Raw genomic sequence first — 25,534 nt, 5'->3', positions numbered from 1 at the left:
ACTCCTTCAGGCCCGTAATGACAGAGACCTCCAAGACCAGTGCCAACGCCATGTGGGGCGGGCGTTTTTCTGCCGGTGTGGACGCGATCATGGAGGCGATCAATGCCTCGATCGGGTTTGACCAGCGGATGGCGCAGCAAGACATCGCGGGCAGCCGCGCCCATGCCGCCATGCTCGCGCAGGTCGGCATCATCTCGGATAGCGATGCCGAGGCGATCCGGGAAGGGCTGCTCACGGTGTTGTCAGAGATCGAAGGCGGCACATTCGAGTTTTCCGCAGCGCTGGAGGACATTCACATGAATGTCGAGGCGCGGCTGGTGGAGCTGATCGGGGATGCGGGCAAGCGGCTGCACACGGGCCGGAGCCGGAATGACCAGGTGGCGCTCGATTTTCGGATGTGGGTGCGTGACCAGTGCGATGCGGCGGTGCCCGCGATCCGTGCGGTGCAGAAGGCGCTGCTGGCGCAGGCCGAGACGGGCGCGGATTGGGTGATGCCCGGCTACACGCATTTGCAGGTCGCCCAGCCGGTGACATGGGGCCATCACATGCTGGCCTATGTGGAGATGCTGGGCCGCGATGTGACGCGGTTTCAGGACGCGCGGGCACGAATGAACGAGTCGCCCCTGGGCGCGGCGGCGCTGGCGGGGACGAGCTTTCCGATTGATCGGGAGGCGACGGCGGCGGCGCTGGGGTTTGACCGGCCGATGGCCAACAGCCTTGATGCGGTGGCAGACCGGGACTTTGCGCTGGAGTTCATGGCGGCGGCGAGCATTTGTGCGATGCATTTGAGCCGGTTGGCGGAGGAGTTGGTGATCTGGTCATCGGCGCAGTTCCGCTTTGTCACCATGTCCGACACCTGGTCCACCGGCTCCTCTATCATGCCGCAGAAGAAGAACCCCGATGCCGCCGAGCTGATCCGCGGCAAGATCGGGCGCATCCTTGGTGCCAACCTTGGCTTGCTGACGGTGATGAAGGGCTTGCCGCTGACCTATTCCAAGGACATGCAGGAAGATAAAGAGGGCGTCTTTGATGCCGCCGACACGCTGATGCTGGCGCTGGCCGCGATGGCGGGGATGGTCGAAACCATGAGCCCCAACCGCGAGAAGCTGGCCGAGGCGGCGGGCACGGGCTTTTCGACCGCGACCGATCTGGCGGACTGGTGCGTGCGGGTGCTGAACCTGCCGTTCCGCGATGCGCATCACGTGACCGGCGCGCTGGTGGCGATGGCCGAGAAACAGGGCTGCGACCTGCCAGATCTGACGCTGGAACAGATGCAATCGGTCAAGCCGGAGATCACCGAAGATGTCTTCACGGTCTTGTCGGTAGACAACTCGGTGGCCTCGCGCACATCCTATGGCGGAACCGCCCCTGCCAACGTGCGGGCGCAGATTGCCCGCTGGAAGGACGCATTGGGATGAAGAAGCTGATCGTGATTGCCAGCCTGCTGGGCCTTGCTGCCTGCGGGGTTGATGGCGAGCCGGAGCCGCCAGCGGAGCCGGGCATCAGCGTGAGTGGCAAGGTGAAGGTTGGGATCACCGGGGGCAGTGGCTAATGCGGGCACTGGCGCTTCTCTGCTTCGGCAGTCTGCTGGCGGGCTGCGCCGGAGGGTCGGGCGAGGGGCTGAAGGTGGCCGTGAGCCTGCCGACCAAGGTGCAAGCCGGTGTGGCCGGGTCGAGCGATGGCAAGACCCGCCCCGTGCAGCGGGTGGCCGATTGGGAGCCCTATGTGATTTATGGAGCGGATGAAGATGATCGCACGTTCTGAACGGCTGTTGTTGCTGCTGGCTGCCGCCGCCCTGCTTTCGGGCTGCGCGATGGGCGAGCCCAACGCCGACCGCCCCGAGCCCGGGGTGCATTTTCACGGGAAGGTGCAGATGGGCGTGGCCAAGGATGCCGACGGCAACATTCGCCCCGTCACGCGGATTACCGGCTGACGCTGTATTGCTGCCGCGCAGGCGGTTAGGCTGGCCCCATGCGGGTGGCCTCATTTCTCAAACAACACTGGCGTGGGGCGCTGCCGCTCTGGCTGGCTCTGGCGGGGCCGGTGGCAGGCTCGGCGCTGCTGCTTTGGGCGGTGAACCGGGTGCTGGCGGATTGGCCGCTGCCCGCGCTTGCGCTGGTGGATGCGCCGTTGGCGATCTGGGCTGTGGTGGGGGCGTTTCGCACGGCGGACAGGGCGTTGCGGGAGGGCGGCGGGTTTGTGGCCGGTTTTGCCGCCTATGCGGGCGCGGGCGCGGTGCTGCTGGCCGTGGGCACAACGCTGGTGGCGCGAAAGACGCCGGTGCGCAGCTTTACCTCAGAGACGGTGCCCGCCCGCCTTGCCGTGGCCAGCCTGCCGGAAGAGGCCGGGCGGCTGCGGCTGGAGGGGGAGATGACGCTGGCGCAGTTCAATGCGCTGCGCGAGCGGCTGGCGCGGGGCGGTGTGGTGGCGATCGACCTCGACAGCCCGGGCGGCAATATCTTTGCGGCGCGCGGCATGGCGCGGCTGATCGAGGAGGCGGGGCTGGCGACCCATGCGCAGGTGCGCTGCTTTTCGGCCTGCACGCTGGTGTTTGCCGCCGGGGCGGCGCGGAGCGTGGGGCAGGAGGGCGCGCTGGGCTTTCACCGCTACGTGCTGCTGGACAGTTCCAGCTATGGCGCGGTGCGGCATGTGAATGCTGCCGCCGAGGAGGCGAAGGACAGGGCCTTTCTGGCGCGGCGTGGCGTGGCGCGGGCCTTCCTTGAGCGGGCCTATCAGACCCCGCCCGAGACGCTCTGGCACCCCAGCCGCGCCGAGATGCGGGACGCGGGGCTGCTGACTGATTGATCTGCCCGGCGCTGGGCAGTAGGAACGCGCGGAAACGAGCGAGGGCGCGATGGACCATTTTCTCTACCGTGACGGCGTGTTGCATGCCGAGGATGTGTCGATCTCCGAGATCGCGGCGCAGGTGGGCACGCCGTTCTACGTGTATTCCGCCGCCACGCTGACCCGGCATTACAAGCTGTTCGAAGAGGCGCTGGACGGCGTGCCGCATTGCATTTGCTTTGCGATGAAGAGCCTCGCCAATCAGGCGGTTCTGACCCTGCTGGGCAAGCTCGGGGCGGGGATGGATGTGGTGTCTGGCGGGGAGTATGCCCGGGCGATTGCCGCCGGTGTGCCGGGCGACAAGATCGTGTTTTCCGGCGTCGGCAAAACCCGCGCCGAGATGGCGATGGCGCTGGAGAGCGGCATTCGGCAGTTCAACATCGAGAGCGAGCCGGAGATGGAGGCGCTGAGCGAGGTGGCCTGCGCGATGGGGGCCGAGGCGCCGGTGACGATCCGGGTGAACCCGGATGTGGATGCCAAGACCCACGAGAAGATTTCGACCGGCAAGAAGGGTGACAAGTTTGGCATCCCGATCAGCCGCGCCAAGGAGGCCTATGCCCGTGCCGCCGCGCTGCCCGGCCTAAGGGTGGTGGGGATCGACGTGCATATCGGCAGCCAGCTCACCGACCTTACGCCCTTCGAGACCGCCTTTGAGAAGGTGGTTGAGCTGACCCATGCGCTGCGCGCGGAGGGCCACACGATTGAGCGGCTCGATCTTGGCGGGGGCCTTGGCATCCCCTACGAGCGCAACAACTCCGGCCCGCCGCTGCCGATTGAATATGGCGCGATGATCAAGCGGGTCACCGAGGGGCTGGGCGTTGAGGTGGAGATTGAACCGGGGCGGCTGATTTCTGGCAATGCGGGTATGCTGGTGGCCGCCGTGATCTATGAGAAGGACGGGGATGGCACCGACTTTTTGATCATCGACGCCGCGATGAACGACCTGCTGCGGCCTGCGATGTATGGCGCACACCATGACATCGTGCCGGTGATCGAGGCGGAGCCGGGGGTGGAGCAGCGCAACTATGATATCGTCGGGCCTGTCTGCGAAAGCGGCGATACCTTTGCCAAGCGGCGCACCATGGCGCCGGTAAAGCCCGGTGAGCTTGTCGGGTTTCGCTCGGCGGGTGCGTATGGTGCCGTAATGTCGAGCGAATACAACTCGCGGCCGCTCATTCCGGAGGTGCTGGTGAGCGGAGATAACTTTGCCGTCATACGGGAAAGACCGACCTTTGACGAAATGATTGCCCGCGATAAGGTTCCGTCATGGGTGTAGGCCATGCTGGCCGCACTTGCCGCGAATCCTGACCGCATCGGAGGGTCATGGACCCGAATGCCGCCCGCTCCCGCGCCCTGAAGCGCCTGATGAAACCCCTCCAGCTGACGCGGATGGGGATGATTGCCGAACGGGCGGTGCGCTGCTTCTGGCCGGTCTGGACGCTGGTGTTTGCCGCCTTGGCCGCGCTGGCCTTTGGCGCGCATGACATGCTGCCGCCCGAGGGGGTGTGGAGTGTTGGCGGGCTCTGGATTGTGGCCGTCATCGTGGCCATCGGGCTTGGTATCCGCGCCTACACCCGCCCCACGGGCAAGGAGGTTGTTGCGCGGCTGGATGCCACGCTGCCGGGCCGCCCGATCAAGGCGCTCTCTGACAAGCAGGCGATTGGCGCGGGTGATTTTGGCTCCGAGGCGGTGTGGAACGCCCATGTTGAGCGGATGGCCGAGCGGATCGAGAGCGCCCGCGCGGTGCAGCCCGATCTGCGGCTTTCGGACCGTGACCCCTATGCGCTGCGCTACGTGGCGCTGGGCGCGCTGGTGACGGCGCTGCTGTTTGGCTCGCTTTGGCGGATCACCTCGCTGGATGATGCGGCCGGTGCCGGGCCGGGCGCGGCGCTGGCGGCCGGGCCGAGCTGGGAGGGCTGGATCGAGCCGCCGGCCTATACCGGCAAGCCCTCGCTCTATCTCAACGACATCGAACAGGCCGAGTTTACCGTGCCCGAGGGCTCGGAGGTGACGATCCGGCTTTATGGCGAGGTGGGTGCGCTGGATGTGCGCGAAACCGTCTCTGGCATGGCACCTGCCGCTTCGGCCGAAGAGGCCTCTGCCGATGAGGCCACCCCCGAGGCCACGCCTGCAGCAGACGACGGCGTGCGCAGCTTTGCCATCAACGGCTCTGGCGAGATCGAGATTGGCGGCTCCGGCGGGCGGCAGTGGACGGTGCTGATTTCGCCCGACACGGCGCCCCGGGTGGAGCTTGTTGGGGAGGTCGACAAATCGGCGATGGGCGAGCTGCAGCAGCGGTTCCGGGCCGAGGATGACTACGGCGTTGTTGCCGGGTCTGCCCGGATCACGCTGGACGAGGGCGCGCTGGATCGCCGCTATGGCCTGGAGGCCGAGCCGGAGCCGCGCGAGCCGGTGGTGCTCGATTTGCCGATGACGATTTCGGGCAACCGCGCGAGCTTTGAGGAAACCCTGATTGACGATCTGTCAAAACACGCGTGGGCCAACCTGCCCGTGGTGATGCAGATGTCGGTGGAAGACGCCAACGGCCAGCAGGGCCGCAGCGAGGCTCGCGCCATGGTGCTGCCCGGGCGGCGCTTCTTTGACCCGGCGGCCTCGGCGTTGATCGAGCTTCGCCGCGATTTGCTGTGGAGCCGGGAGAACGCGGCGCGCACCGCCCAGATCCTGCGCACGATCACGTGGAAGCCCGCCTCTGCCATCGCCCAACCGCGCACCTATTTGCAGGTGCGGATGGTGCTGAAGCGGCTGGAGGCGGTCGGCGAGACGCTGCCCGAGGCCACCCGCGACGAACTGGCCGAGGCGCTCTGGGAGATTGCGGTGCGCATCGAGGAGGGCACGCTGAGCAACGCGCTGGAGCGGCTGCGGCAGGCGCAGGAGCGGCTGAACGAAGCGATCCGCAACGGCGCGAGCGACGAAGAGATTGCCCAGCTGATGGAAGAGATGCGGCAGGCGATGCAGGACTACATGCGCCAGCTTGCCCAGCAGCAACAGCAGAACCCCGGCGAGCAACAGCCCGGCCAGCAGGGCGAGACGATGGAGCTTTCCCAGCAAGATTTGCAGGATATGCTCGACAAGCTCGAAGAGCTGATGCAGCAGGGCCGCACCGCCGAGGCGCAGGAGCTGCTGAACCAGCTGATGGAAATGATGCAGAACATGCAGGTCACCCAGGGCCAGGGCGGGCAGGGGCAGCAGAGCCCCGGCGAGGAAGCCATGGAAGGGCTGGCCGAAACCCTGCGCGATCAGCAGGGCCTGAGCGACGAAGCCTTCCGCGACTTGCAGGAGCAGTTCAACCCCAATGCCCAGCAGGGCGAGAGCGGGCAGAACGAGGGCCGCAATGGCAACCAGGGCCAGGGCGAGAGCCATGAGCAGGGCCAGAACCAGCAGGGCCAGGGAGACAACCCCGATGGCCGCCCCGGCGAGGGTGGCGAGCCGGACGAGCGCAGCCTTGCGCAGCGCCAGCGCGAGCTGCGCCGTGAGTTGGAGCGTCAGCGCGGGCAGCTGCCGGGCGCGGGCACCGAGCAGGGCGATGCCGCCCGCCGCTCGCTCGACGAGGCGGGCCGGGCGATGGACCGGGCCGAGGAGAGCCTGCGGCAGGGTGACATGGCCGAGGCCATCGACAACCAATCACAGGCCATCGAGCGGCTGCGCGAAGGCATGCGCAACCTTGGCGAAGCCATGGCTGAAGAGCGCCGCCAGCAGCAGGGCGGGCAGGGCGAAAACGTGGGTCGGGCAGACCCGAACAACCGCCGCGATCCGCTGGGCCGTGACCGGGGTTCCACCGGCCCGCTGGGCACCGAGGAGCACATGCTGCAAGGCGATGATGTGTATCGCCGCGCCCGCGACCTGCTCGATGAAATCCGCCGCCGCTCCTCAGAGCAGGGCCGCCCGGATGTGGAACTGGAATACCTCAAGCGGCTGCTGGAGCGGTTCTGACCGCGTGTGTTGGCCTTCGCCTGCAATCAGCCATCAACCACCAGCCACCAGCCACCATCCGGCGAGGCCGTGCAAGGCCTGCCGCCGAGGCGCGTTCTTTCGCGTTTGACCTGACGTGAAGCGGGCGCTTATTCGCTGCTGGCGCCGCGCAGCGTGTTGTCGAGCCAGCGGCGGCCATCGTTTACGGCGGCAACATAGCTGGTGAGCGGGCCTTCCAGCGCGGGCACGGCCGCCGCGATGCGCGGGCTCTGGATGTAGATCAGGGTGGCCGCGAGGGCGAGGACGGCCACGAGGCCGAAGCCGATGCGGAAACCGCGCTTGGCCTTGCGCTTCTCGGCCTCATCGGCGGCGCCCGCTTCTTCGGCGGCGCGGCTCGGGTCGGCGCTGGCGCGCAGGGTGGAGTTGATCTGCTCGATATCGGGCAGCATTTCCTTGCGCTGAACCGCGCGGCCCGACAGGGCGGCGACGGCGACCACCGGGTTTTCACCACGGATCTTTGCCTTGTGGGTTTCGCTGGCAACCTGCCGCTCTTCCGGCTTGGGCGCTGGGGCCGGCTCGGGTGCGGGCTGCGGTGCGGCCTGTTCCGGCTCGGCGGGTGCGGGGGCCTCGGCGGCGGGCGCAGGCGCGGGTGCCGGCTCGGGCACAGGGATTGGTTCGGGCTGGGCTGGGGGCGGGGCTGCGGGCTGCAGTTGTGAGGCGCTTTCGGCAGCGCGGGCGGCCTTTTCGCGTTCGGCCTCCTCGCGGAGAACGTCCATGACGGCGGTGTCGAGGGCGCGGCGGCCGGTGCGCTGCTCGGGCGCGCCGCTCGCTGCGGCCTCGCGACTGGCCTGATCCGGCCCGCCGGTGGCGATCTTGGTGGTCTCGCGCTTGGGGCCGGGCTGGCTGGCGATGCGGGTGGCCAGGCTTGGCTCTGCGCCGCCGCCTTCGGGCTTCTGAAACCAGCCATGCCCACAGCTGGAGCATTGCACGTCACGGCCTGCCTCTGGAATGGCGCCGTCGTCCACGTTGTATTGCGCCCCGCAATTCGGGCATACCAGCCGCATAGTCGCCCCTCGATTTCAACCCGTTTCGGTTGCTTGCCCCAGTTTATTGATGCGCAAACTATCACTCAAACAGCGGGAAGCAAAGAAATAGCGCTGGCCCCCGGCGGGCGGCAATTGCATGTGAGGCCCCACTGCGGCAAAAGGAGCCGCAGGACTGGCGGGGGTAGTGCGTGATCGAGCTGGAGAATGTGGCCTACAGCTACGGCGGGGGCGAGTTGCTGAGTGACATTTCGCTCCGCCTTGCTCCCGGCTCTTTCCATTTTTTGACCGGGCCTTCGGGCGCGGGCAAGAGCACCCTTTTGAAGCTGTGCTATCTGGAGCTGGCCCCCACGGCGGGCCGGGTGCAGCTGTTTGAGCGGCCTTCGGAGGGCTTCAGCCGCGATGAGGTGGCCCGCGCGCGCCAGCGCATTGGCGTGGTGCATCAGGATTGCCAGTTTCTCGATCACCTGCCGCTGGCCGAAAACATCGCGCTGCCGCTCACCGTGGCGGGCCGGAACGTGGAGGCGGAGCGCGGAAATGTGGATGAGCTGCTGCGCTGGGTCGGGCTGGAGGCCCATGCCGATGCCTTGCCGCCCTCGCTTTCGGGCGGCGAGCGGCAGCGGGCGGCGCTGGCGCGGGCGGTTGTGATGTCTCCCGATATCGTGCTGGCCGATGAGCCCACGGGCAACGTGGATTGGGAGATGGGGCAGCGCTTGCTCCAGCTGCTGGTGGAGTTGAACAAGATGGGAAAGACCATCCTCGTCGCCACCCATGATCTGAACCTGATCCGCACCGCCAAGAGCAAGGTGGCCGCGCGGGTGCTCCGCATTTCCAAGCGCCGTTTGCAACTGGCCGGGGCCGACCTTTGAGCCGGGCCGGGGCCATCGTTGCCGAGATGCGCCAGAGGCTGGGCCGGGCGCTGGCGCTGTTGCAGGGCGACGGGCAGGCCGACCGGGTGGTGCCGCCGACCGGCTTTACGGCCAACCTCACCCTTTTCACTGCGGGCGCCATGGCCTTTTTGGCCGTCTTCGCGCTTGCCCTCTCGCTCGCCACGGGCCGGGTGGCCGACCGTTGGAGCGAGGAGCTGGCCCGCTCGGCCACGCTGCGCATCTCCGCCCCCGCCGATCAGCGCGCGGCCCAGACCGCAAAGGCGCTGGAGGTGCTGGAGAGCACGCCGGGCATCAGCTCGGCCCGGGCGCTGGATGACGGGGAGCAGAAGGCGCTGCTGGCACCTTGGCTCGGCGTCGACCTGCCGCTGGAAAACTTGCCGGTGCCGGTGCTGATCGAGGTGGTCGAGGGCAGTGGGCTGGATGTGGAGGGGTTGAAGCAAAGGCTCGCGGGCGAGGTGCCCGGTGCGGTTTATGACGATCACTCCCGCTGGCGCGCCCCGCTCATCCGCGCGGCCTCGCGGCTGCGGCTGATGGGGCTGGTGGCGCTGGGGCTCATTGCCGCCTCGATGGCCGCGATGATCACCCTTGCGGCGGGCTCCGCGCTGGCTGCCAATGCCCGGGTTATCGCCACGCTGCGGCTGGTGGGCGCGCGGGATGTGTACATTGCCCGCGCCTTCGTGCGGCGCTTCACCCAGCGGGCGCTGCTGGGCGCGGCGGTGGGCACCTCGCTGGCGATGCTGGCCATCGCCCTGATGCCACGGACCGAAACCACCGGCGGTTTTCTCACCGGGCTCGGCTTTACCGGGGTGGGCTGGCTCTTGCCGCTGCTGGTGCCGCTCCTGGCCGCCGCCGTGGCCTTCTGGGCCACCCGGGCCGCCGCATTCCGCAGCCTGAGGCAAGTGACATGAGCTATTCAATCCAATGGCTGCGCAGCCTGATCTTCGTTGGGCAGATGTATCTGGCGATGTTCATTCTGGCGCTGTTCTTCACGCCGTGGATGCTGTTTGACCGGCGCGGCGCCTATGCCGGGGTACACACATACTGCCGCTGGGTCCGCTGGACGGCCTCTTGGATGGTGGGGCTGAAAACCGAGGTGCGGGGCGAAGTGCCGAGCGAAGAGGTGCTGGTGGCCTCAAAGCACCAGAGCTTTCTGGACATCATCCTTCTGGTTTCGGTGCTGCCGCGCCCGAAGTTCATCATGAAGAAAGAGCTGATGTGGGCGCCGATCCTTGGGCAATACGCGCTGCGGATCGGCTGTGTGCCAGTGGACCGGGGCAAGCGGGCGCAGGCGATTCAGAAGATGATCTCTGACGTGGCCTCGGGCGCGGCGCTACCGGGGCAGCTGGTGATCTACCCGCAGGGCACCCGCGTCGCCCCCGGGGTCGATCTGCCCTACAAGGTGGGCAGTGCTGTGCTTTACCGCGAGTTGGGGCAGCCCTGCGTGCCGGCGGCGACCAATGTGGGCGTGTTCTGGCCGCGCAAGGGCATCTACCGCAAGCCGGGGCTCGGGGTGATCGAATTTCTGCCGCCGATCCCGCCGGGGATGGAGGCCAAGGCCTTCATGGCGCGGCTGGAGGAGGTGGTGGAAACCCGCTCCGACCAGTTGATGGCCGAGGCGGGGTTTCCAGTGGCGACAAAGGACATTCCGCTGGGGGAGTAGGGCGATGATGAAGGTGATCGAGAGCATCGAGGCGCTGGAAGGGCTTTATGGCGAGCCGGTGAAGGCCTCGCTGACCAAGGTGGCACGGCAGATCACCCCGCTTTATCGCCAATGGATCGGGGCCTCGCGGTTTTGCGTGCTCTCCACCGTCGGCCCCGAGGGCACCGACGGCACGCCGCGCGGCGACGACGGGCCGGTGGTGCTGGAGTTGGACGCCCGCACCCTCGCACTGCCCGACTGGCGCGGCAACAACCGGATCGACAGCTTGCGCAACATCGTCCGCGACGGGCGGGTGAGCCTGATGTTCATGGTGCCGGGGGCCGCCAACGTGGTGCGGGTGAACGGGCGCGCGGTGGTCGCGGTGGAGCCGGGCCTGCTGGCGCGCTTCGAGAAGGCGGGCAAGCAGCCGCGCTCGGTCGTGGTGGTGACGGTCGAAGAAGTTTACTTCCAATGCGCCAAGGCGATCATGCGCTCGGGGCTGTGGCGCGGCGAGGACGAAAGCGGCAGGGTGCCGAGCGCGGGCCAGATGATCCGCGAGGCGGACAAGGCGTTTGATGCCGAAAGCTACGACGACGGCTACGCGGAATATGCCAGGCCGCGGATGTGGTAGCATCCTGCGGCCCCCTGCGCCGTCAGCGCACAGCCCCGCCGAGCCTGCCCTGAAACAAGGTGCGCAGGCCCCCGGCCCGCGCCGTGTAGAGGGCGACATCCCCCAGCGTATCGCAGATCAGATACAGCCCGTCCCGGCGCGCCATCGCCCGGCGATCCGCGCCCGAGGCGAGCGCGGGGCCGGTGGGGTGGCTGTGGTAGATGCCCACCGCGCCCCTTAGTCTTTCCCTCGCCCGCCGGAACTGCGCCCGACCGATCGAAAAGCCGCCCATCGGGTTCGGCGCCCGATTGGCCAGCGGCACCAGAGCTTGGATAATCAGCCCCTCAGACGTGAGCACCCATTGGAACAAGCCGCAGCACTCATGAGGATCGGCGCGGCTGGCCTCTGCGAATAACCTCGCCTTCACGGCAATCGGAAATCCGACCCGCACGCTACTCGCCGCCGAAAAGCCAGCCGATAATATCCTCACCGGTTTCCTTGAAGAATTTCTTTTCTTCGCGGATATGGTGCAGGAATTCTTCAATTACCTTGGCGCCACCATCGGAACTGAGGATCTTGGCAATGGCCCCGGCGATCAGGGCCGGGTTCTCTCCGGAAAATTCGACAGCATCGTCCAAAGGCGCGTCAGGGCCCGATGTGCCGGTGAGCTGTGCCACGGCACCGGCGCGCAGCACTGCCGGGTCGAGCAGGCGGGAGACAAAGAAGCGCTCGCGCTCGGTCGGTTTGAGGCCGAAAAGCTCCTCGGGCTTCTCCTCAGCCAGCTTGGCATAGGCTTTCATCGTGCGATTGATCGATTCGTTCGTTTCGGCGTCGAACCTGTCAAAATCGGCGCGCGCCTTAACGGCTTGCTCGGCAAATTGTTTAGCGGGATCAGGCATTTTGGCCATTGATCTAACTCCTGTGTGAAATATGCGATTAAAAAAGCCGCACCAGTCGGCGCGGCCAATATATCACATTTCGGGAAATAGATCGCGGAGCGCGGGTTTGCCTCAGGCGGCCAGCCCCTTGCTTCCCATCTTCAGGAACTTCTCTCGCCGGTCGGCGCGCAGCTGTTTGCGGCCCTTGCCCTCAAGATCTTTCAGCAGCGATTGGACCGCGCTGCCGACGCTCTCGATCACCTCGGCGCGGTGGCGTTGCGCGCCGCCGAGCGGTTCCTTGATGATATGGTCGCAGATGCCGAGCTGCTTGAGGTCCTGCGCGGTGAGCCGCAGCGCCTCGGCGGCTTCGCGCATCTTTTCGGCGTCCTTCCAGAGGATCGAGGCGCAGCCCTCGGGCGAGATCACCGAGTAGATCGAATGTTCGAGCATTGCGAGACGGTTGGAAGAGGCAAAAGCCACCGCGCCGCCCGAGCCGCCTTCGCCGATCACCACCGAGATCATCGGCACGCCGAGGCTGAGGCATTTTTCGGTAGACCGGGCGATGGCCTCGGATTGGCCGCGCTCTTCGGCGCCCTTGCCGGGGTAGGCACCGGGGGTGTCGACCAGCGTCACCACGGGCAGGTTGAAACGGTCTGCCAGATCCATCAGACGGATTGCCTTGCGGTAGCCCTCGGGGCGGGCCATGCCGAAGTTGCGCTCGATCCGGGTTTTGGTGTCATGGCCTTTCTCGTGGCCGATCACCACCACCGGGCGGCCCTCAAGCCGGGCCATGCCGCCCATCACCGCGTGATCGTCGGCAAAGTTCCTGTCCCCGGCGAGCGGGGTGTATTCGGTGAAGAGGGCTTCGATGTAATCCTTGCAGTGCGGCCTGTCGGGGTGGCGCGCGACCTGGCATTTGCGCCAGGCGGAGAGGTCGCCGTAGAGGTCGGAGAGCAGGGTGGCGGCCTTGGCGTCCAGCCCCTTGGCTTCATCCTCGACCTTCATCTCGGGGTTGGCGCGCGCCATCGCACGCAGCTCTTCGGCCTTGCCTTCGATCTCGGCAAGCGGTTTTTCGAATTCCAGGTAGTTGGTCATCTATCCTCGCAGAATGGCCTCTCGGAGTGGCTGCCCCCCTCATATGGCGCAGCGTGGCGGGGCTTGCAACAAAGCAAGATTTGTCGTCTGCCGCGATGCTAGGCGAAGGGGCGTTGGCCGCGAGGGATTGCGATGGATTATCGAAAGCGGATGGATCGGGTGGAACGCCATATCCTGACCCATCTGGACGAGGATCTGAGCCTCGATGCGCTGGCCGATGTGGCGGCCTTCTCGCGGTTTCATTTTCACCGTGTCTACACCCGGATGATGGGTGAGACGGTGGCCGAGACGGTGCGGCGCACACGGCTGAACCGGGCCGCCGTGATGCTGGCGACCACCGGGCAGGAGCTGAGTGAGGTGGCCGCGATGTGCGGCTATCCGAACCCGCAGAGCTTTGCCCGTGCCTATCGTACCGCTTTTGGCGAAACGCCCTCTCAAACCCGCACGCGCCGCGCAACGCCGGTTCTGTTATTGCCTGACAAACAAGGAGAAATTCCGATGTATGATGTTGAAATTCGCAAGGAGCCGGGGTTTCGGGGGGCTGCGATTGCCCACGCGGGGGCCTATCAGCAGATCGGCGGGGCCTTTGACAGGCTGATCACGCGCTGCCTTGAGGCCGGGTTGAGGGGCAAGCTGGGGCTGCTGGTGGCCTATTTCTGGGATGACCCCACGGCGGTTCCGGTGGAAAAGCTGCGCTCTCATGCCGGGGTGATCCTGCCCGAGGGGGTGCCCCTGCCAGAGGGGCTGGACCCGGTGGAGGTGACACCCTGCGAGGTGCTGGTGGTGACCCATAAGGGCCCCTACACCGGGCTGCCCGAGGCTTGGGGATTCATGTATGGCAAAGCCCTGCCCGAAAGCGGGCGGGCACCCTCGGAGGTGGAGCCGCCGTTTGAGCGTTACCTCAACAACGCGATGGACACAGCACAGGAAGAGCTGCTGACCGAGGTGGTGATGCCGCTGGCCTAGGGGGGCTGGTGCCGGGGGAGGGGCAAGCCCCGCCCTGCGTCAGCCCGCGATCAGCTCGCTTTGCCGCACGATCACCTCGGCCTGTTTGATCGAGGCGATATCGACGAGGCGGCCCTTGTAGACGGTCGCGCCCGCACCTTCGGCCTTGGCCTTCTCCATCGCGGCGAGAATTTCGCGGGCCTCGGCCACGGCCTCCTCGGAGGGGGTGAACACCTCGTTGGCCAGCGCCACCTGCTTGGGGTGGATCGCCCATTTGCCAACCATCCCGAGGGTGGCCGAGCGGCGGGCCTGGGCGCGGTAGCCCTCATCGTCGGAGAAGTCGCCAAAGGGCCCGTCGACCGGCAGCACGCCGTGGGTGCGGCAGGCGGCGACGATGGCAGTTTGGGCCCAATGCCACGGGTCGGAGTAGTGGCGTGCTTCGCCGTGGAGCATGTAGTAATTTTCCTGCGTGCCGCCGATGCCGGTGGTTTGCATGCCCATGGAGGCCGCAAAATCTGCCGCGCCAAGGCTCATCGCGGCCATGCGGGGGGAGGCGGCGGCGATCTCTTCGACGTGAGCGATGCCGGCAGCGCTCTCGATGATGACCTCAAAGCCGATCGGCTTGTTGCGGCCCTTGGCGCTTTCGATTGCCGTGACGAGGGCATCGACCGCGTAGATATCCGCCGCGCAGCCGACCTTGGGGATCATGATCTGGTCGAGCCGGTCGGAGGCGTTTTCCAGCAGGTCCACCACATCACGATACCAAAACGGCGTGTCGAGCCCGTTGATGCGCACCGAGAGCAGCTTGTTGCCCCAGTCGACATCGCCGATGGCGGCGATGATGTTCTTGCGGGCCTCCGGCTTGTCGTCGGGGGCGACGGAATCTTCCAGATCGAGGTTGATCACATCCGCCGCCGAACTGGCCATTTTCTCGAAGATCGCCGGGCGCGAGCCGGGGCCGAAGAGCTGGCAACGGTTGGGGCGCGAGGGCGGGGCGGGCTGGAGGCGGAAGGACATTGGCGGACCTCTGGGTAATGATGTGTCGCAGGCGGTTTATTTGGAGATAGATTGTTGCGCCGCCAATCGCAAGCCGATTTCGCACCTGCAGCAATGGCGGCTAGGCGGCGTGGGGCCGATGCGGCATAGTTGGCGCATTCATCGGAGGTATTATCATGCGTTTTTACTTCATTCCCGTCGTTCTCCTGTGCAGCGCCGCCCCAGTTGCGGCAGAGCCCGTGGGCGTGCCATCGGGCTGCGCGGTGACGGCGACCATGCTGCGGAGCAATTGCGAGATGGTTCAGGTTTTGCGCTGCGAGGCCGAGGCGGGCCCACAGCGGGTGGATGTCTATCTCGACGGCACCTATCTGGGCGAGGAGGAATGGCAGGTTATCGAGATGGTGCGCTGGCGGCGCGGCAACAGGTTGCAGGAGATGGCAGCGCAAGATGGCAGCTATGCGGCGCTGGCCGCGCTGAGCGCGGGCGAGGTGCTGGAACTGAAGGCCGACCGGAGCCGCCGGATGACGGGCACCGACACGCCTGCAATGGTTGACCCATTCGACATTCGCATCGAGGCGCTGGGTGAGGGGCGGCGCGAGCTGGCCTCGGGGCAGCGGCGGCTGGTGAAGCGGTTTCGCTACAGCTTTACCGCGCTCAAGGAAGAGAGCGGTGACACCGTGATGGAATATGACCCGGCCCTTGGCCTGCCGATTTGGGCCGAAAGCTGGACAACGCGGGGGGCGGAGGCGGTTTATGGCCCCGGGCACACGAGCTTCATGAGCGGCGCGGCGCCGGAGGGCGCGCCTTGCACGCCAAAATAGGGGCCAAAGGGCACCACGGCGGCGCGAACGCGGCTTGAAGGGCGGGCATTGCGCGAAGATTTTGCGCAACTTTTGGATGGATTCGGATATTTTTGCACATATGCCCGCCGAGCCGGGGCAGATCGGCAAGAATTCTTGCCGGTCTCGCCCTAGGTTGTGGGCAACACCAACAGGAGCTGCCCAGATGATCGAGACGCCGTATCTTCTTTTCCTCGGAGACGCCCCGGATGCCCTCGCGGCCAAGGTGGCACAGGGTATCAAGGATTGGCGGCCCGAAAACGCGGTGGGCCAGCTGAGCCTGCCGGGCTGCAAGGCCGATATGAAGCTGGCGGAGCTGAGCATTGAGCAGGCCGTGGAGGCGGGGGCGAAGACGCTGGTGATCGGCGTGGCCAACCGGGGCGGCAAGATTGCGCAAAGCTGGATGGATGTGCTGGAAAAGGCGCTGATCGCGGGGCTGGATCTGGCCTCCGGCCTGCACAACCTGCTGCGGAACGAGCCGACACTCGTGGCGCTGGCCGAGGAGCATGGGCGCCAGTTGCATGATGTGCGCATCCCCAGCGTCGAATATCCGATCGCCAGCGGAGAGCCGCGCAGCGGCATGCGCCTGCTGGCCGTAGGCACCGATTGCTCGGTGGGCAAGATGTATACCACGCTGGCGATGGACGCCGAGGCGCGCAAGCGGGGCCTCAAATCAACCTTCCGGCCCACCGGGCAAACCGGCATCCTGATCACCGGCGATGGGGTGCCGCTGGATGCTGTCATCGCGGATTTCATGGCCGGGAGCATTGAGTGGCTGACGCCTGACAACGACGCCGACCATTGGGACATGATCGAGGGGCAGGGCAGCCTGTTTCACCCCAGCTACTCCGGCGTGACGCTGGCGCTGGTGCATGGCGGCGCGCCGGATGCGCTGGTGCTCTGCCACGAGCCGACGCGGCCCCATATGCGCGGCCTGCCGGGCTATGAGCTGCCTACGCTGGAGGCGCTGCGCGAGTTGTCGCTCACCATGGCGCGGGTGGTAAACCCCGGGGTCGAGGTGATCGGCATTTCGATCAACACCCAGCACATGAGCGAAGCCGAGGCCGAGGCCTATCTGGCAGAGGTGGAAGAGCGTATGGGCCTGCCCACGGTGGACCCGTTCCGCCAAGGCGCGGCACGGCTGGTGGATGCGCTTCCCGCGTCCAAGGCGTAGCCGCGAGGTGGGCAGATTGCCCACCCTACGGGGCCGGGCTAGGCTGGTCGGCAACAGATAACGGAGACCCCGATGCAGATCACTGCAAAGACAGAGCAATTTGCCCTGAAGGTGCCTTTCACCATCTCGCGCGGCACCAAGGTGGCGGCCGATGTGGTGACAGTGGAAATCCGCGAGGGCGGGGCCATTGGCCGGGGCGAATGCGTGCCCTACGCCCGTTATGGTGAGAGCCTTGCCAGCGTGATGGACCAAATCAACGGCCTGCCGGAAAAGGTGAACCGCGCTGATCTGCTGCGGCTTCTCCCCTCGGGCGCGGCCCGCAACGCGGTGGATTGCGCGCTTTGGGACTTGGAAGCCAAGCAGCGCGGCGAGCGGGTGTGGGCGCTGGCCAGCCTGCCGCAGCCCGGGCCGGAGATTTGCGCCTATACCCTGTCGCTGGGCGAGCCCGACGAGATGGAGCTGGCCGCCCGCGAAAACGCGCATCGCCCGCTGCTGAAGATCAAGCTCGGCACCCCGGAAGACATGCCCCGGCTGGAAGCCGTGCGCCGGGGCGCCCCGCGCTCGCGGTTGATCGTGGATGCCAATGAGGGGTGGAGTGCGGAAATCTACAGCGAGCTGGCCCCCCACCTCCTGCGCCTCGACGTGGGGCTGGTGGAGCAGCCGGTGCCCGCCGATCAGGACGAGAGCCTGATTGGGCTCATAAAGCCGGTTCCGATTTGCGCCGATGAAAGCTGCCATGACAGGGAGAGCCTGAAGCACCTGAAGGGCAAATACGATGTGATCAACATCAAGCTCGACAAGACCGGCGGGCTCACCGAGGCCCTCACGCTGAAGCGGGCGGCGCAGGAAGAGGGCTATGGCATCATGGTGGGCTGCATGGTGGGCACCTCGCTCGGTATGGCCCCGGCAGTGCTGGTGGCGCAGGGCGTGGGCTTCACCGATCTCGATGGCCCGCTGCTGCTGGGCGAAGACCGGATGCCGCCGCTGGCCTATGACGGGCGCGGCGTGCACCCGAGCCAGGCCGCGCTCTGGGGATGACCCTGCCCGCCGCGCATCTGCCCGCTCCGCCGGAGCGGTTTGCGGTAATCGCGGATGTGCATGGCAATGCCGATGCGCTGGCGGCGGTGCTGGCGGAGATCGACGGCGAGGGGCTGGGCCATATCGTCAACCTCGGAGACCATCTGAGCGGCCCGTTGGACCCTGCGGGCGTAGCGGCGCAGCTGATGGCACGGCCCGGCATGGTGTGCATCCGGGGCAATCATGACCGCTACCTGCTGGAAGATCCGCTGGGGCAGATGAGCGCGACCGACAGGGTGAGCAGCGAGGCGATTGGACCCGCCGAGATCGACTGGCTTGCAGCCCTTCCGGTGACAGCCTGGCTGGGGGACGCGGTGTTTGCCTGCCACGCCCGGCCCGCGCGGGACGATGAATACCTGATGGAGGTGATCGACGGCGACGGCGTGGCCGAGCGGCCCGCGGCGGCGGTGGCGGGCGACCTTGAGGGAATCGAGGCCGGTCTGGTGCTCTGCGGCCATTCGCACCTTCCCCGGGTGATGGAAGTCGGTGACACGCTGGTGGTCAACCCCGGCTCGGTGGGCTGCCCGGCCTATGAAGACGGCGCGCCCGCGCCCCATGCCGTGCAGAATGGCGCGCCGGAGGCCCGCTGGGCGGTGGTGGAGCGCGCCGCCGATGGCTGGGCCGTGGAGCTTCGACAAACCGCCTATGACACCGCCCGTATGGTCGCCATGGCGCACGCCTATGCCCGCGACGACTGGGCGCGGGCTGTGGAGACCGGTTGGATCAGGGGCTAAGGCGCGTGGTGGGCAGATTGCCCACCCTACGGGTTGACGGCGGCAGTGCCGCACGGGAAGAAGCTGCAACGCATGCAAGGAGCGATGACATGAGCCGGATCGTCTATGTGAACGGAGAGTATCTGCCGGAAGAGGAGGCCCGGGTTTCGGTCTTCGACCGGGGGTTTCTCTTTGCCGATGGCGTTTATGAGGTGACGACCGTTCTGGGCGGCAAGCTGGTGGATTTCGACGGCCACGCCAAACGGCTCTGGCGCTCGATGGCCGAGCTGGAGATGACACCGCCCTGCACCGAAGAGGAGCTGCTGGGTATTCACCGTGAGCTGATCGCGAAGAACGGGCTGGAGGAGGGGATGATCTACCTTCAGGTAACGCGCGGCGCGGCGGATCGTGATTTTGCCTTTCCGCCCGCGGGCACCGCGCCAACGCTGGTGCTGTTCCACCAGGAAAAGCAGATCGCCGAGAGCCCGGTGGCGGGCAAGGGGATCAGCGTTGTCTCTATCCCCGACGAGCGTTGGGGGCGGCGCGATATCAAGACGGTGCAGCTGCTTTACCCGTCGATGGGCAAGATGGCGGCCAAGAAGGCGGGCGCCGATGACGCATGGATGGTGGAAGATGGCGCAGTGACCGAGGGCACTTCGAACAACGCCTATATCGTCAAGGGCGGCACCATCATTACCCGCCAGCTCGGCACCGAGATTCTGCACGGCATCACCCGCGCCGCCGTGCTGCGCTTTGCCCGTGAGGCGCAGATGAAGGTGGAGGAGCGGCCCTTTACCATTGAAGAGGCGCAGGGTGCGGATGAGGCCTTTGTCACCTCGGCCTCGGCCTTCGTGATGCCGGTGGTTTCGGTGGATGGCGCACCGGTGGGCGAGGGCAAGCCCGGGCCGGTGGCCACCCGGCTGCGCGAGATCTACATCGACGAGATGAAGAAGGCCGCCGTATAGCGCCCGGCGCTGGGCGTACTGCCTGCTCTCCCGCGCCACTGCGGCGTGTTCCGGCTGCCCCTGTGCCGGGCTTTGGCCTTGCACTTTGGGGTGGCTTGCGGGCACCATGCGGCCACGCCGAGGCGTTGATTTGAGAACCGGGAGATTTTGAAACGTGCGCAAGCTCTTGGGCGGGGCAGTTCTGGTGGGCGGTGTGCTGGTGCTGGGGCTCTATGCCGGAGCACGGCCCGCACATTCGATCGAAGACAAGTTAAACGCGCAGGCGGCTGCGGCGGTGCAGGGCTCGGCTCATGGGCTTTCTGCAACGGCGCGGGGCCGGGATATCGTGCTTTCGGGCGTGGCCGACAGCGAGGCGGAACATGCCCGCGTGATGGCCGCGCTGGATGCTGTGCCGGGCCGCCGCGTGGTGCGCTCGCAGGCTGACATTCTTCCGCTGGCCGACCCGTTCACCCTGCGCGGGGCCAAGGGGCCGGGTGGCCCTGTCTGGGAGGGCCATGTTGCATCGGAAGCGGCGCGCGCGGCGCTGGCCGAGAAGATCGGTGCGGAGGCCGCCGGTGGGCTGGAGCTGGCAGGCGGTGCCCCGGCGGGTTGGGGCGATGCCGCACTGGCCGGCACGCAGGCACTGTTGCCACTGGAGCGTGGGCAGGTTGTGCTGGAAGGACAGACGATTGCGCTGAGCGGCGTTGTCACCACGCCGACGGAACAGGCCGCCGCAGAGGCCCCGCTGGTGGTGTTGCCCGAGGGCTGGACGGCGGAGGTGGACCTGACCACGCTGGACGATGGCACCCCATTTGCACTGGATATCGAGGCCGAGGGTGGCAATGTGACGTGGAAGGGCGGAAAGCTGCCCGCGGCGGTGGACCCGCTGGACCTCGACACCGCCTATGGCGCGCCGGTCGCTGGCGATATCGCGGTGTCGCGGATCGGCGAGGGTGAGGCGGATTTTGCCGGGGCGGCGCAGGCCGGAATGACGGCGCTGTCGCGCCTGATGCGCGGGCGGCTTCGGATCGAGGGTCAGACGCTGGCGCTGACCGGCCTTGCGGCCGACCCGGAGGCCGCCGCAGCGGCGCGGGCCGAGTTGGAAGGCCTGCCCGAAGGCTTTACGCCGCTGGTTGAGCTGGAGCTGAACGACGATGGCAAGCCCTATGCCCTGACCCTGCGAAAATCGGCCAGCGGGCTACAGGCCGGTGGCAAGCTGCCCGCCGCGATGGCCGAGGATGACCTTGTGGCGCTGGCTGGACAGGAGCCGCGCGGCGATTTGGCGATGGCGCGGATCGGGGCGGAAGAAGAGACATTCACCCTCGCCGCCCGCGCCGCGCTGAAGGCCGTAGCCGCCGTGAAGACGGCAGATGTTGCGCTTTCGCCGGAGAGTCTTTCCTTTGTGGCGCTGGCCGCGACGCCGGATGCGGCGGCAGAGGCCGAGGCGGCGCTGATGCCGGTGACAGGCAGCATGCCGATGTCGATCCAGATTGACGTGGAAGACGATGGCGCGCCCTTTGCGCTTGTCGTCGAGAAGCCGGTGGACGGCGCGTGGAAGGTCTCTGGCAAGGTGCCGGCGGTGCTGGAGGGATTCGACTATGCCGCCGCCGCCGGAGTGGACGCGCTGGAGGCCGGTGAGGTTGCGGTGGCGCGGATCGGCGGCGAGGCGCATGGCTTTGCAGATGCGGTGCCCCCCGGGCTTGCGGCGCTTTCGGTGCTGAACACCGGCAGGCTGACGGTGCGCGAAGGTGCGGTAGAAATCGAGGGCGAGGCCGATGACCCGCAGGCCGCCGCAGAAGCCGAGGCGGCGCTGACGGCGCTGCCCGAGGGGTTTGCGCCCTCGCTGGCGCTGGAGCTGGTGGACGACGGCACGCCTCCGGGCTTTACCTTCTCCTATTCCGTAGCGGAGGGCGGTGCGCTCAGCGGCAAACTCCCTGCCGGGATCACCCCGCCGGAAATTGCCGCCCTCGCCGGGCTGGACAGGCTGGCTGGCACGCCGGGCCAATCGCGCGATGACGAAACCGGCGCCGCGCCGATGCGGCAGGCGCTGGCGGCGCTCGCGCCCTGGATGGGCGAGCTTGAGGCAGTGGAGCTGGTGCTGGGCGAGGGGGGCACGGTGCGCGCCGATGTGACCGCAAGCCCGGGCGTGGATGGCGCTCTGTTGCAGAGCCAGTTGGCCGAGGCGCTGGGCGGCCAGGTGACACTGACCGTTGCGGATGCCGAGGGCGCTGCCGAGGGCGATTTGCGCGACAACCCAGCGCTCGGTGCGCAGCAGCGCCTTTCGGGTGGCATATGGCTGCCGGTCGTGAGCGGCTTCGAGACCACCGTTGAGGGCTGCAACGCGGCCACGCAGGCGGCGCTGGAGGGGGAGCGGATTGGCTTTGTCACCGGGGCTTTCCGGCTTGATGCGGCCTCGTTCCGGGCGGTCAATGCCGTAGCGGCGGTGGCGCTGGAGTGCGGCGCGGCGGGGCTGACGCTGGCGCTCGGCGGGCACACCGATGCCACCGGAAACCCGGAAAGCAACAGGGCGCTGAGCCAGAAGCGGGCCGAGGTTGTGGCCGAGGCGCTGGCCGCCCGTGGCGTGCCGGAGCGCGTGCTGGAGGCCACAGGCCACGGCGCTGACGAGCCGGTGGCCGACAATGACACCGCAGAGGGCCGCGCCCGCAACCGGCGCACCACCCTCGCGTGGAAAGACTAGAGAAGGACGCGAGATGTTTCAGAACTGGGGCTTTCTGCTCACCGAAATCTGGCTGTTGCTGGCCCTTGCCGCCCTTATCGGGCTGGTGGCGGGCTGGATCATCTGGGGCAAATCCGAGCCGCTGGCCGAGGCGGGCGAGGAGGTGGATCAGGTGGCCTTCGATCAGGCCCGCGCCAATGAGCACCGGCTGCGTGCCGAGCGCGACGAACTGCTGGCCCGGCTAGATCGCTGCCGCTCGGACGGCGAAAAGAAAGACGCGCGGATGAAGGAGATGGAGGGCGAGCTTGACGAGCTGCGCGGCGAGGCCGCCTTCACCGCCCCGCTTCCGGCGTTTGAGGCCGAGGATGACGAGATTCGCGCTTTTGACGAAACCTCGGGCACACCCGCAGAGCCGTCGGAAGACGCCACGCCCGATTTCGATGGCGACGGGGTGCGTGAGGGCACCGAAGAGGGCAGCGCCCCCGCCACCCTCGATGCCCCCCGCGAAGGCGCGCCGGATGACCTGAAGAAGATCAAGGGCGTGGGCAAGAAGCTGGAGCAGCTGCTGCACGAGATGGGCTTCTATCACTACGACCAAATCGCCGAATGGACCGATGAGGAGGTGGCATGGGTCAACGCCAACCTCGCTGGCTTCAAGGGCCGGGTGAGCCGTGACAACTGGGTGGAGCAGGCGAAGGTGCTCGCCGCTGGTGAGGAAACGGCCTTTTCGAAGCGAGTCGACCGGGGCGGCCTTTACGACTGAGGCTTGGCGTTGGCGGGTGGGCTTTTTGCCCTTTTCGTAAAATTGGTGAGGCGTGCGGGGGGGCGAGGCGTTGTGCCCGCGTGCTGAGGCCTGCGTGGCCGCTGGCTGAGGGGCCGGGGGCTCCTTGGCCCATTGGGGCGGCGCGATTGGCTGCCCGCCTGACGCTTTCGCACCTTTGAAACATCGCTGTGAGTTTGGCTGCTGGGGGTGCGCCTGTCTTGCGGCGCGGCTCGGATTCAATTCAATCGGCAAGTGATTGTAGGCAATAATTCGCCAAACGGATGCAATAGCTATTTTTTTGTATACAAAAATATTGTCGAGTTAACTATGCCCCGATAGGTTGTGCGGGAGTGGTGATGTTTATCCGAGCGATGGGAGGGCGCGGATAGGCGGATGGGCCGCCCATGGGGCGATGGTGCGTGTTGTTGCGCCATTTCCGGGCGGCTCCCGAAAGACGCCGAAAACGGCGCGCAGGACTAGGCCCACCGCACACAATCAGAGGGAGGATACCTCATGACCCTATTCGCACGACTGGCTGGCACGACCATGCTGGCGCTTGCGCCGGGCCTTGCATCTGGCGAGGTCACCAAGTTCGAGATCACATCACAGGCCCCGGCCTTCGAAGGGCAGAGTTTTGGCGACGCGGGCGCCTATGAGCGGATCGACGCGCTGGCGACCATTGCTATCGACCCGACATTGGAGCGCGCCGCCGGGATCGTCGATCTCGACAAGGTGCCGACGAATGACGCGGGGATGGTGGAGTTTACTGCCGAGGTGGCGATTCTGCGCCCGGCGGGCGAGGGCTCTGGCGTGCTGTTTTACGAGGTGGTGAACCGCGGTCGCAACCTGTCGTTCATGGGGCTGAACCTGTCACCGGGTGGCTCGGGATTTGATATCAGCAAGCCGGGCGATGGCTTTCTGATGAACCGGGGGCATACGCTGGTCTGGAGTGGCTGGCAGACCCATCTGGGCGAGGATTTTCTGAACCTCAACCTGCCGACGGCGGAAGGCGTAACGGGCCAGTCGCGCGAGCAGTTCATCTTTGACGATGGCGAGACCGTGAGCACCGGAACCCTGACCTACCCGGCGGCGGATATGGACCCGGCCAAGGCCACGCTGACCGTGCGCGCCGACACCGACTCACCGCGCGAAACGCCGGAGGGCCTGAGCTTTCGCTACATCGACGAGCGCACGGTAGAGATCACCCGGCCCGAAGGCGTGGACGGCGGCGCGATTTATGATTTGGTCTACCCGGCCAGCGAAGCGGTGCCAGCGGCGCTGGGTTTTGTCGCGGTGAGCGATGTCGTCTCATTCCTGCGTGGTAATACCGGCACAGAGGCCGAGCGTCCGACCGGCGAGATCACCGAGGCGCTGGGGATCGGCATTTCGCAATCCGGACGGTTCATGCGCGACCTGATCTATCAGGGCTTCAACGCGGATGAAGCGGGCAACACGGTGTTTGACGGGGCGATCGTGCATATCGCCGGGTCGCGCAAGACCTTCACCAACTACCGCTTCGCTTTGGCCGGGCGCTACTCCCGCGCGCATGAAGACCATGACTATCCGGGCGATCAGTTTCCGTTTTCCTACTCCAAAACCAGTGATCCGCTGACCGGGCAGACCGACAGTATTCTGGCCACCTGCACGGCGAGCGAGACCTGCCCCAAGATCATGCATGTGGATACCGATACCGAGTTTTGGCAGGGCCGGTCCTCGCTGGTATCGACCGCGCCGGACGGCACGCCGCTGGAGATGCCCGAGAACGTGCGGCTGTATTATCTGGCGGGGGCGCCGCATTTTAACGGTTGGGGCGGTGCGCCGGGCGAGGCGAGCACCTGTGACTACATGACCAACCCGCTCAGCCCCGCGCCGGTGCTGCGCGCGCTTGAGGTGGCTCTGGAGGATTGGGTGCGTGAGGGAACCGAGCCGCCGCAAAGCGCCTTTCCCGGCCTTGGTGGCGAGGGGCTTGCGAGCCCTGACAAGCTGGCGCTGCCGCAGCTTCCGGGCGGCACGCCGGAGCCCGAGCCGAATGATCTGCATGTGATGGATCATGGCTCCAACCCGCCAGCCGAGGGTGAGGCCTATGCGCTGATGGTGCCCGCGCTGGATGCAGACGGGATTGCCGAGGTTGGCGTGAAGCTGCCCTATGTGGCGGTGCCGACCGGCACCTACATGGGCTGGAACCTGCGCAGCGAAGGCTTTGCCGATGGTGAGCTGTGCAGCCTGACCGGCAGCTTCCTGCCCTTCCCCGCCGAGGCGGTAGAGGGAGACAGCCGCAAACCAATCGCGGCGCGCTATGCCGATGAGGCGGCTTATAAGGCGGCCATCGAGGCGGCCGCAGAATCGCTCGTCGACAAGCGGTTGATGCTGGACGCGGACGTTGACCTTGTGGTCAGCGAGGCCCCGGCGCTGAACGCCGCGGCGCAGTAACAGGGGCGCGGGCGGGCGCATGCGTGCCCGCCCCAACCTTCAGCGTC

At 66.8% G+C, this 25,534-nt stretch carries 25 protein-coding genes; 20 read left to right on the top strand and 5 right to left on the bottom strand.

What is annotated here, in order from left to right; translation table 11 throughout:
• Positions 1-17: 17 nt before the first annotated feature.
• From argH to ACXAG6_RS17895, 7 genes are all read left to right on the top strand, one after another.
• The gene (argH, locus tag ACXAG6_RS17925) at positions 18-1,418 is read left to right on the top strand and encodes an argininosuccinate lyase (protein WP_475339243.1); all 1,401 of its coding nucleotides are present in this window, start codon (positions 18-20) and stop codon (positions 1,416-1,418) included.
• Positions 1,415-1,552: an argininosuccinate lyase gene (locus ACXAG6_RS17920; protein ID WP_475339241.1), complete on the top strand. Its 138-nt coding sequence runs from the start codon at positions 1,415-1,417 to the stop codon at positions 1,550-1,552. The genes argH and ACXAG6_RS17920 overlap by 4 nt, the downstream gene beginning before the upstream one ends.
• On the top strand, positions 1,552-1,764 hold the full coding sequence (locus ACXAG6_RS17915) for a hypothetical protein (protein WP_475339240.1): 213 nt from the start codon (positions 1,552-1,554) through the stop codon (positions 1,762-1,764). The genes ACXAG6_RS17920 and ACXAG6_RS17915 overlap by 1 nt, the downstream gene beginning before the upstream one ends.
• The gene (locus tag ACXAG6_RS17910; protein ID WP_475339239.1) at positions 1,748-1,933 is read left to right on the top strand and encodes a hypothetical protein; all 186 of its coding nucleotides are present in this window, start codon (positions 1,748-1,750) and stop codon (positions 1,931-1,933) included. Before ACXAG6_RS17915 ends, ACXAG6_RS17910 begins: the two co-directional genes overlap by 17 nt.
• A gap of 44 nt (positions 1,934-1,977) precedes the next feature.
• Positions 1,978-2,805: a COG3904 family protein gene (locus ACXAG6_RS17905; protein WP_475339237.1), complete on the top strand. Its 828-nt coding sequence runs from the start codon at positions 1,978-1,980 to the stop codon at positions 2,803-2,805.
• Between the two features lie 49 nt (positions 2,806-2,854).
• On the top strand, positions 2,855-4,120 hold the full coding sequence (gene lysA, locus ACXAG6_RS17900) for a diaminopimelate decarboxylase (RefSeq protein ID WP_475339236.1): 1,266 nt from the start codon (positions 2,855-2,857) through the stop codon (positions 4,118-4,120).
• 89 nt (positions 4,121-4,209) lie between these two features.
• Positions 4,210-6,795: a TIGR02302 family protein gene (locus ACXAG6_RS17895; protein ID WP_475339235.1), complete on the top strand. Its 2,586-nt coding sequence runs from the start codon at positions 4,210-4,212 to the stop codon at positions 6,793-6,795.
• 128 nt (positions 6,796-6,923) lie between these two features.
• Here ACXAG6_RS17895 and ACXAG6_RS17890 read toward each other — a convergent pair whose 3' ends face one another.
• Positions 6,924-7,838, bottom strand: coding sequence for a zinc-ribbon domain-containing protein (locus ACXAG6_RS17890; RefSeq protein ID WP_475339234.1), 915 nt, complete (start codon positions 7,836-7,838; stop codon positions 6,924-6,926).
• 170 nt (positions 7,839-8,008) lie between these two features.
• Here ACXAG6_RS17890 and ACXAG6_RS17885 point away from each other — a divergent pair, with 170 nt between their 5' ends.
• The 4 genes from ACXAG6_RS17885 to ACXAG6_RS17870 are packed head-to-tail and all read left to right on the top strand — an operon-like array spanning position 8,009 to position 10,977.
• Positions 8,009-8,686 carry a cell division ATP-binding protein FtsE gene (locus ACXAG6_RS17885; protein WP_140015509.1) on the top strand — a complete coding sequence of 226 codons (678 nt, stop codon included), beginning with the start codon at positions 8,009-8,011 and terminating at the stop codon, positions 8,684-8,686.
• A 26-nt stretch (positions 8,687-8,712) separates the two neighbouring features.
• Complete coding sequence (locus ACXAG6_RS17880; protein WP_475339515.1) at positions 8,713-9,615, top strand: cell division protein FtsX; 903 nt, start codon at positions 8,713-8,715, stop codon at positions 9,613-9,615.
• The gene (locus ACXAG6_RS17875) at positions 9,612-10,367 is read left to right on the top strand and encodes a lysophospholipid acyltransferase family protein (RefSeq protein ID WP_475339233.1); all 756 of its coding nucleotides are present in this window, start codon (positions 9,612-9,614) and stop codon (positions 10,365-10,367) included. The genes ACXAG6_RS17880 and ACXAG6_RS17875 overlap by 4 nt, the downstream gene beginning before the upstream one ends.
• A gap of 7 nt (positions 10,368-10,374) precedes the next feature.
• Positions 10,375-10,977: a pyridoxamine 5'-phosphate oxidase family protein gene (locus ACXAG6_RS17870; protein ID WP_475339513.1), complete on the top strand. Its 603-nt coding sequence runs from the start codon at positions 10,375-10,377 to the stop codon at positions 10,975-10,977.
• Between the two features lie 22 nt (positions 10,978-10,999).
• Here ACXAG6_RS17870 and ACXAG6_RS17865 read toward each other — a convergent pair whose 3' ends face one another.
• The 3 genes from ACXAG6_RS17865 to ACXAG6_RS17855 all read right to left on the bottom strand — a co-directional run bounded on the left by ACXAG6_RS17865 (position 11,000) and on the right by ACXAG6_RS17855 (position 12,929).
• A complete protein-coding gene (locus ACXAG6_RS17865) occupies positions 11,000-11,383 on the bottom strand; it encodes a Mov34/MPN/PAD-1 family protein (protein ID WP_475339232.1) in 384 nt (127 codons plus the stop codon).
• A gap of 25 nt (positions 11,384-11,408) precedes the next feature.
• Positions 11,409-11,864 (bottom strand): hypothetical protein, encoded by a 456-nt coding sequence (locus ACXAG6_RS17860; RefSeq protein WP_475339231.1) that lies wholly within the window; start codon positions 11,862-11,864, stop codon positions 11,409-11,411.
• Positions 11,865-11,966: 102 nt separating this feature from the next.
• Positions 11,967-12,929, bottom strand: coding sequence for an acetyl-CoA carboxylase carboxyltransferase subunit alpha (locus ACXAG6_RS17855; protein WP_475339229.1), 963 nt, complete (start codon positions 12,927-12,929; stop codon positions 11,967-11,969).
• 132 nt (positions 12,930-13,061) lie between these two features.
• On the opposite strand from ACXAG6_RS17855, the gene ACXAG6_RS17850 reads away from it, so the two are divergent.
• On the top strand, positions 13,062-13,895 hold the full coding sequence (locus ACXAG6_RS17850) for an AraC family transcriptional regulator (RefSeq protein WP_475339227.1): 834 nt from the start codon (positions 13,062-13,064) through the stop codon (positions 13,893-13,895).
• Positions 13,896-13,934: 39 nt separating this feature from the next.
• On the opposite strand, the gene ACXAG6_RS17845 is transcribed toward ACXAG6_RS17850, so the two are convergent.
• Entirely contained in the window at positions 13,935-14,891 is a 957-nt protein-coding gene (locus ACXAG6_RS17845; RefSeq protein ID WP_475339226.1) for an L-malyl-CoA/beta-methylmalyl-CoA lyase, read from the bottom strand.
• A gap of 155 nt (positions 14,892-15,046) precedes the next feature.
• Between ACXAG6_RS17845 and ACXAG6_RS17840 the strand changes: the two genes are divergently transcribed.
• From ACXAG6_RS17840 to ACXAG6_RS17805, 8 genes are all read left to right on the top strand, one after another.
• On the top strand, positions 15,047-15,691 hold the full coding sequence (locus tag ACXAG6_RS17840; RefSeq protein ID WP_475339225.1) for a hypothetical protein: 645 nt from the start codon (positions 15,047-15,049) through the stop codon (positions 15,689-15,691).
• A 184-nt stretch (positions 15,692-15,875) separates the two neighbouring features.
• Complete coding sequence (dgcN, locus tag ACXAG6_RS17835) at positions 15,876-16,883, top strand: N-acetyltransferase DgcN (RefSeq protein ID WP_475339224.1); 1,008 nt, start codon at positions 15,876-15,878, stop codon at positions 16,881-16,883.
• A 72-nt stretch (positions 16,884-16,955) separates the two neighbouring features.
• A complete protein-coding gene (gene dgcA / locus ACXAG6_RS17830) occupies positions 16,956-17,921 on the top strand; it encodes an N-acetyl-D-Glu racemase DgcA (RefSeq protein WP_475339222.1) in 966 nt (321 codons plus the stop codon).
• Entirely contained in the window at positions 17,918-18,694 is a 777-nt protein-coding gene (locus ACXAG6_RS17825; RefSeq protein ID WP_475339221.1) for a metallophosphoesterase family protein, read from the top strand. Before dgcA ends, ACXAG6_RS17825 begins: the two co-directional genes overlap by 4 nt.
• 89 nt (positions 18,695-18,783) lie before the next feature.
• Complete coding sequence (locus ACXAG6_RS17820; protein ID WP_475339219.1) at positions 18,784-19,638, top strand: D-amino-acid transaminase; 855 nt, start codon at positions 18,784-18,786, stop codon at positions 19,636-19,638.
• Between the two features lie 154 nt (positions 19,639-19,792).
• On the top strand, positions 19,793-22,315 hold the full coding sequence (locus tag ACXAG6_RS17815; RefSeq protein ID WP_475339218.1) for an OmpA family protein: 2,523 nt from the start codon (positions 19,793-19,795) through the stop codon (positions 22,313-22,315).
• Between the two features lie 13 nt (positions 22,316-22,328).
• The gene (locus tag ACXAG6_RS17810; protein ID WP_475339216.1) at positions 22,329-23,057 is read left to right on the top strand and encodes a hypothetical protein; all 729 of its coding nucleotides are present in this window, start codon (positions 22,329-22,331) and stop codon (positions 23,055-23,057) included.
• A gap of 513 nt (positions 23,058-23,570) precedes the next feature.
• Positions 23,571-25,487: an alpha/beta hydrolase domain-containing protein gene (locus ACXAG6_RS17805; protein WP_475339215.1), complete on the top strand. Its 1,917-nt coding sequence runs from the start codon at positions 23,571-23,573 to the stop codon at positions 25,485-25,487.
• The last annotated feature ends 47 nt before the right edge of the window (positions 25,488-25,534 follow it).

It is taken from the genome of Vannielia sp. ABF1_015 (assembly GCF_056160745.1).
The sequence above is the reverse complement of the archived record's forward strand: the minus strand, read 5'-3'. Positions and strand labels throughout refer to the sequence as shown.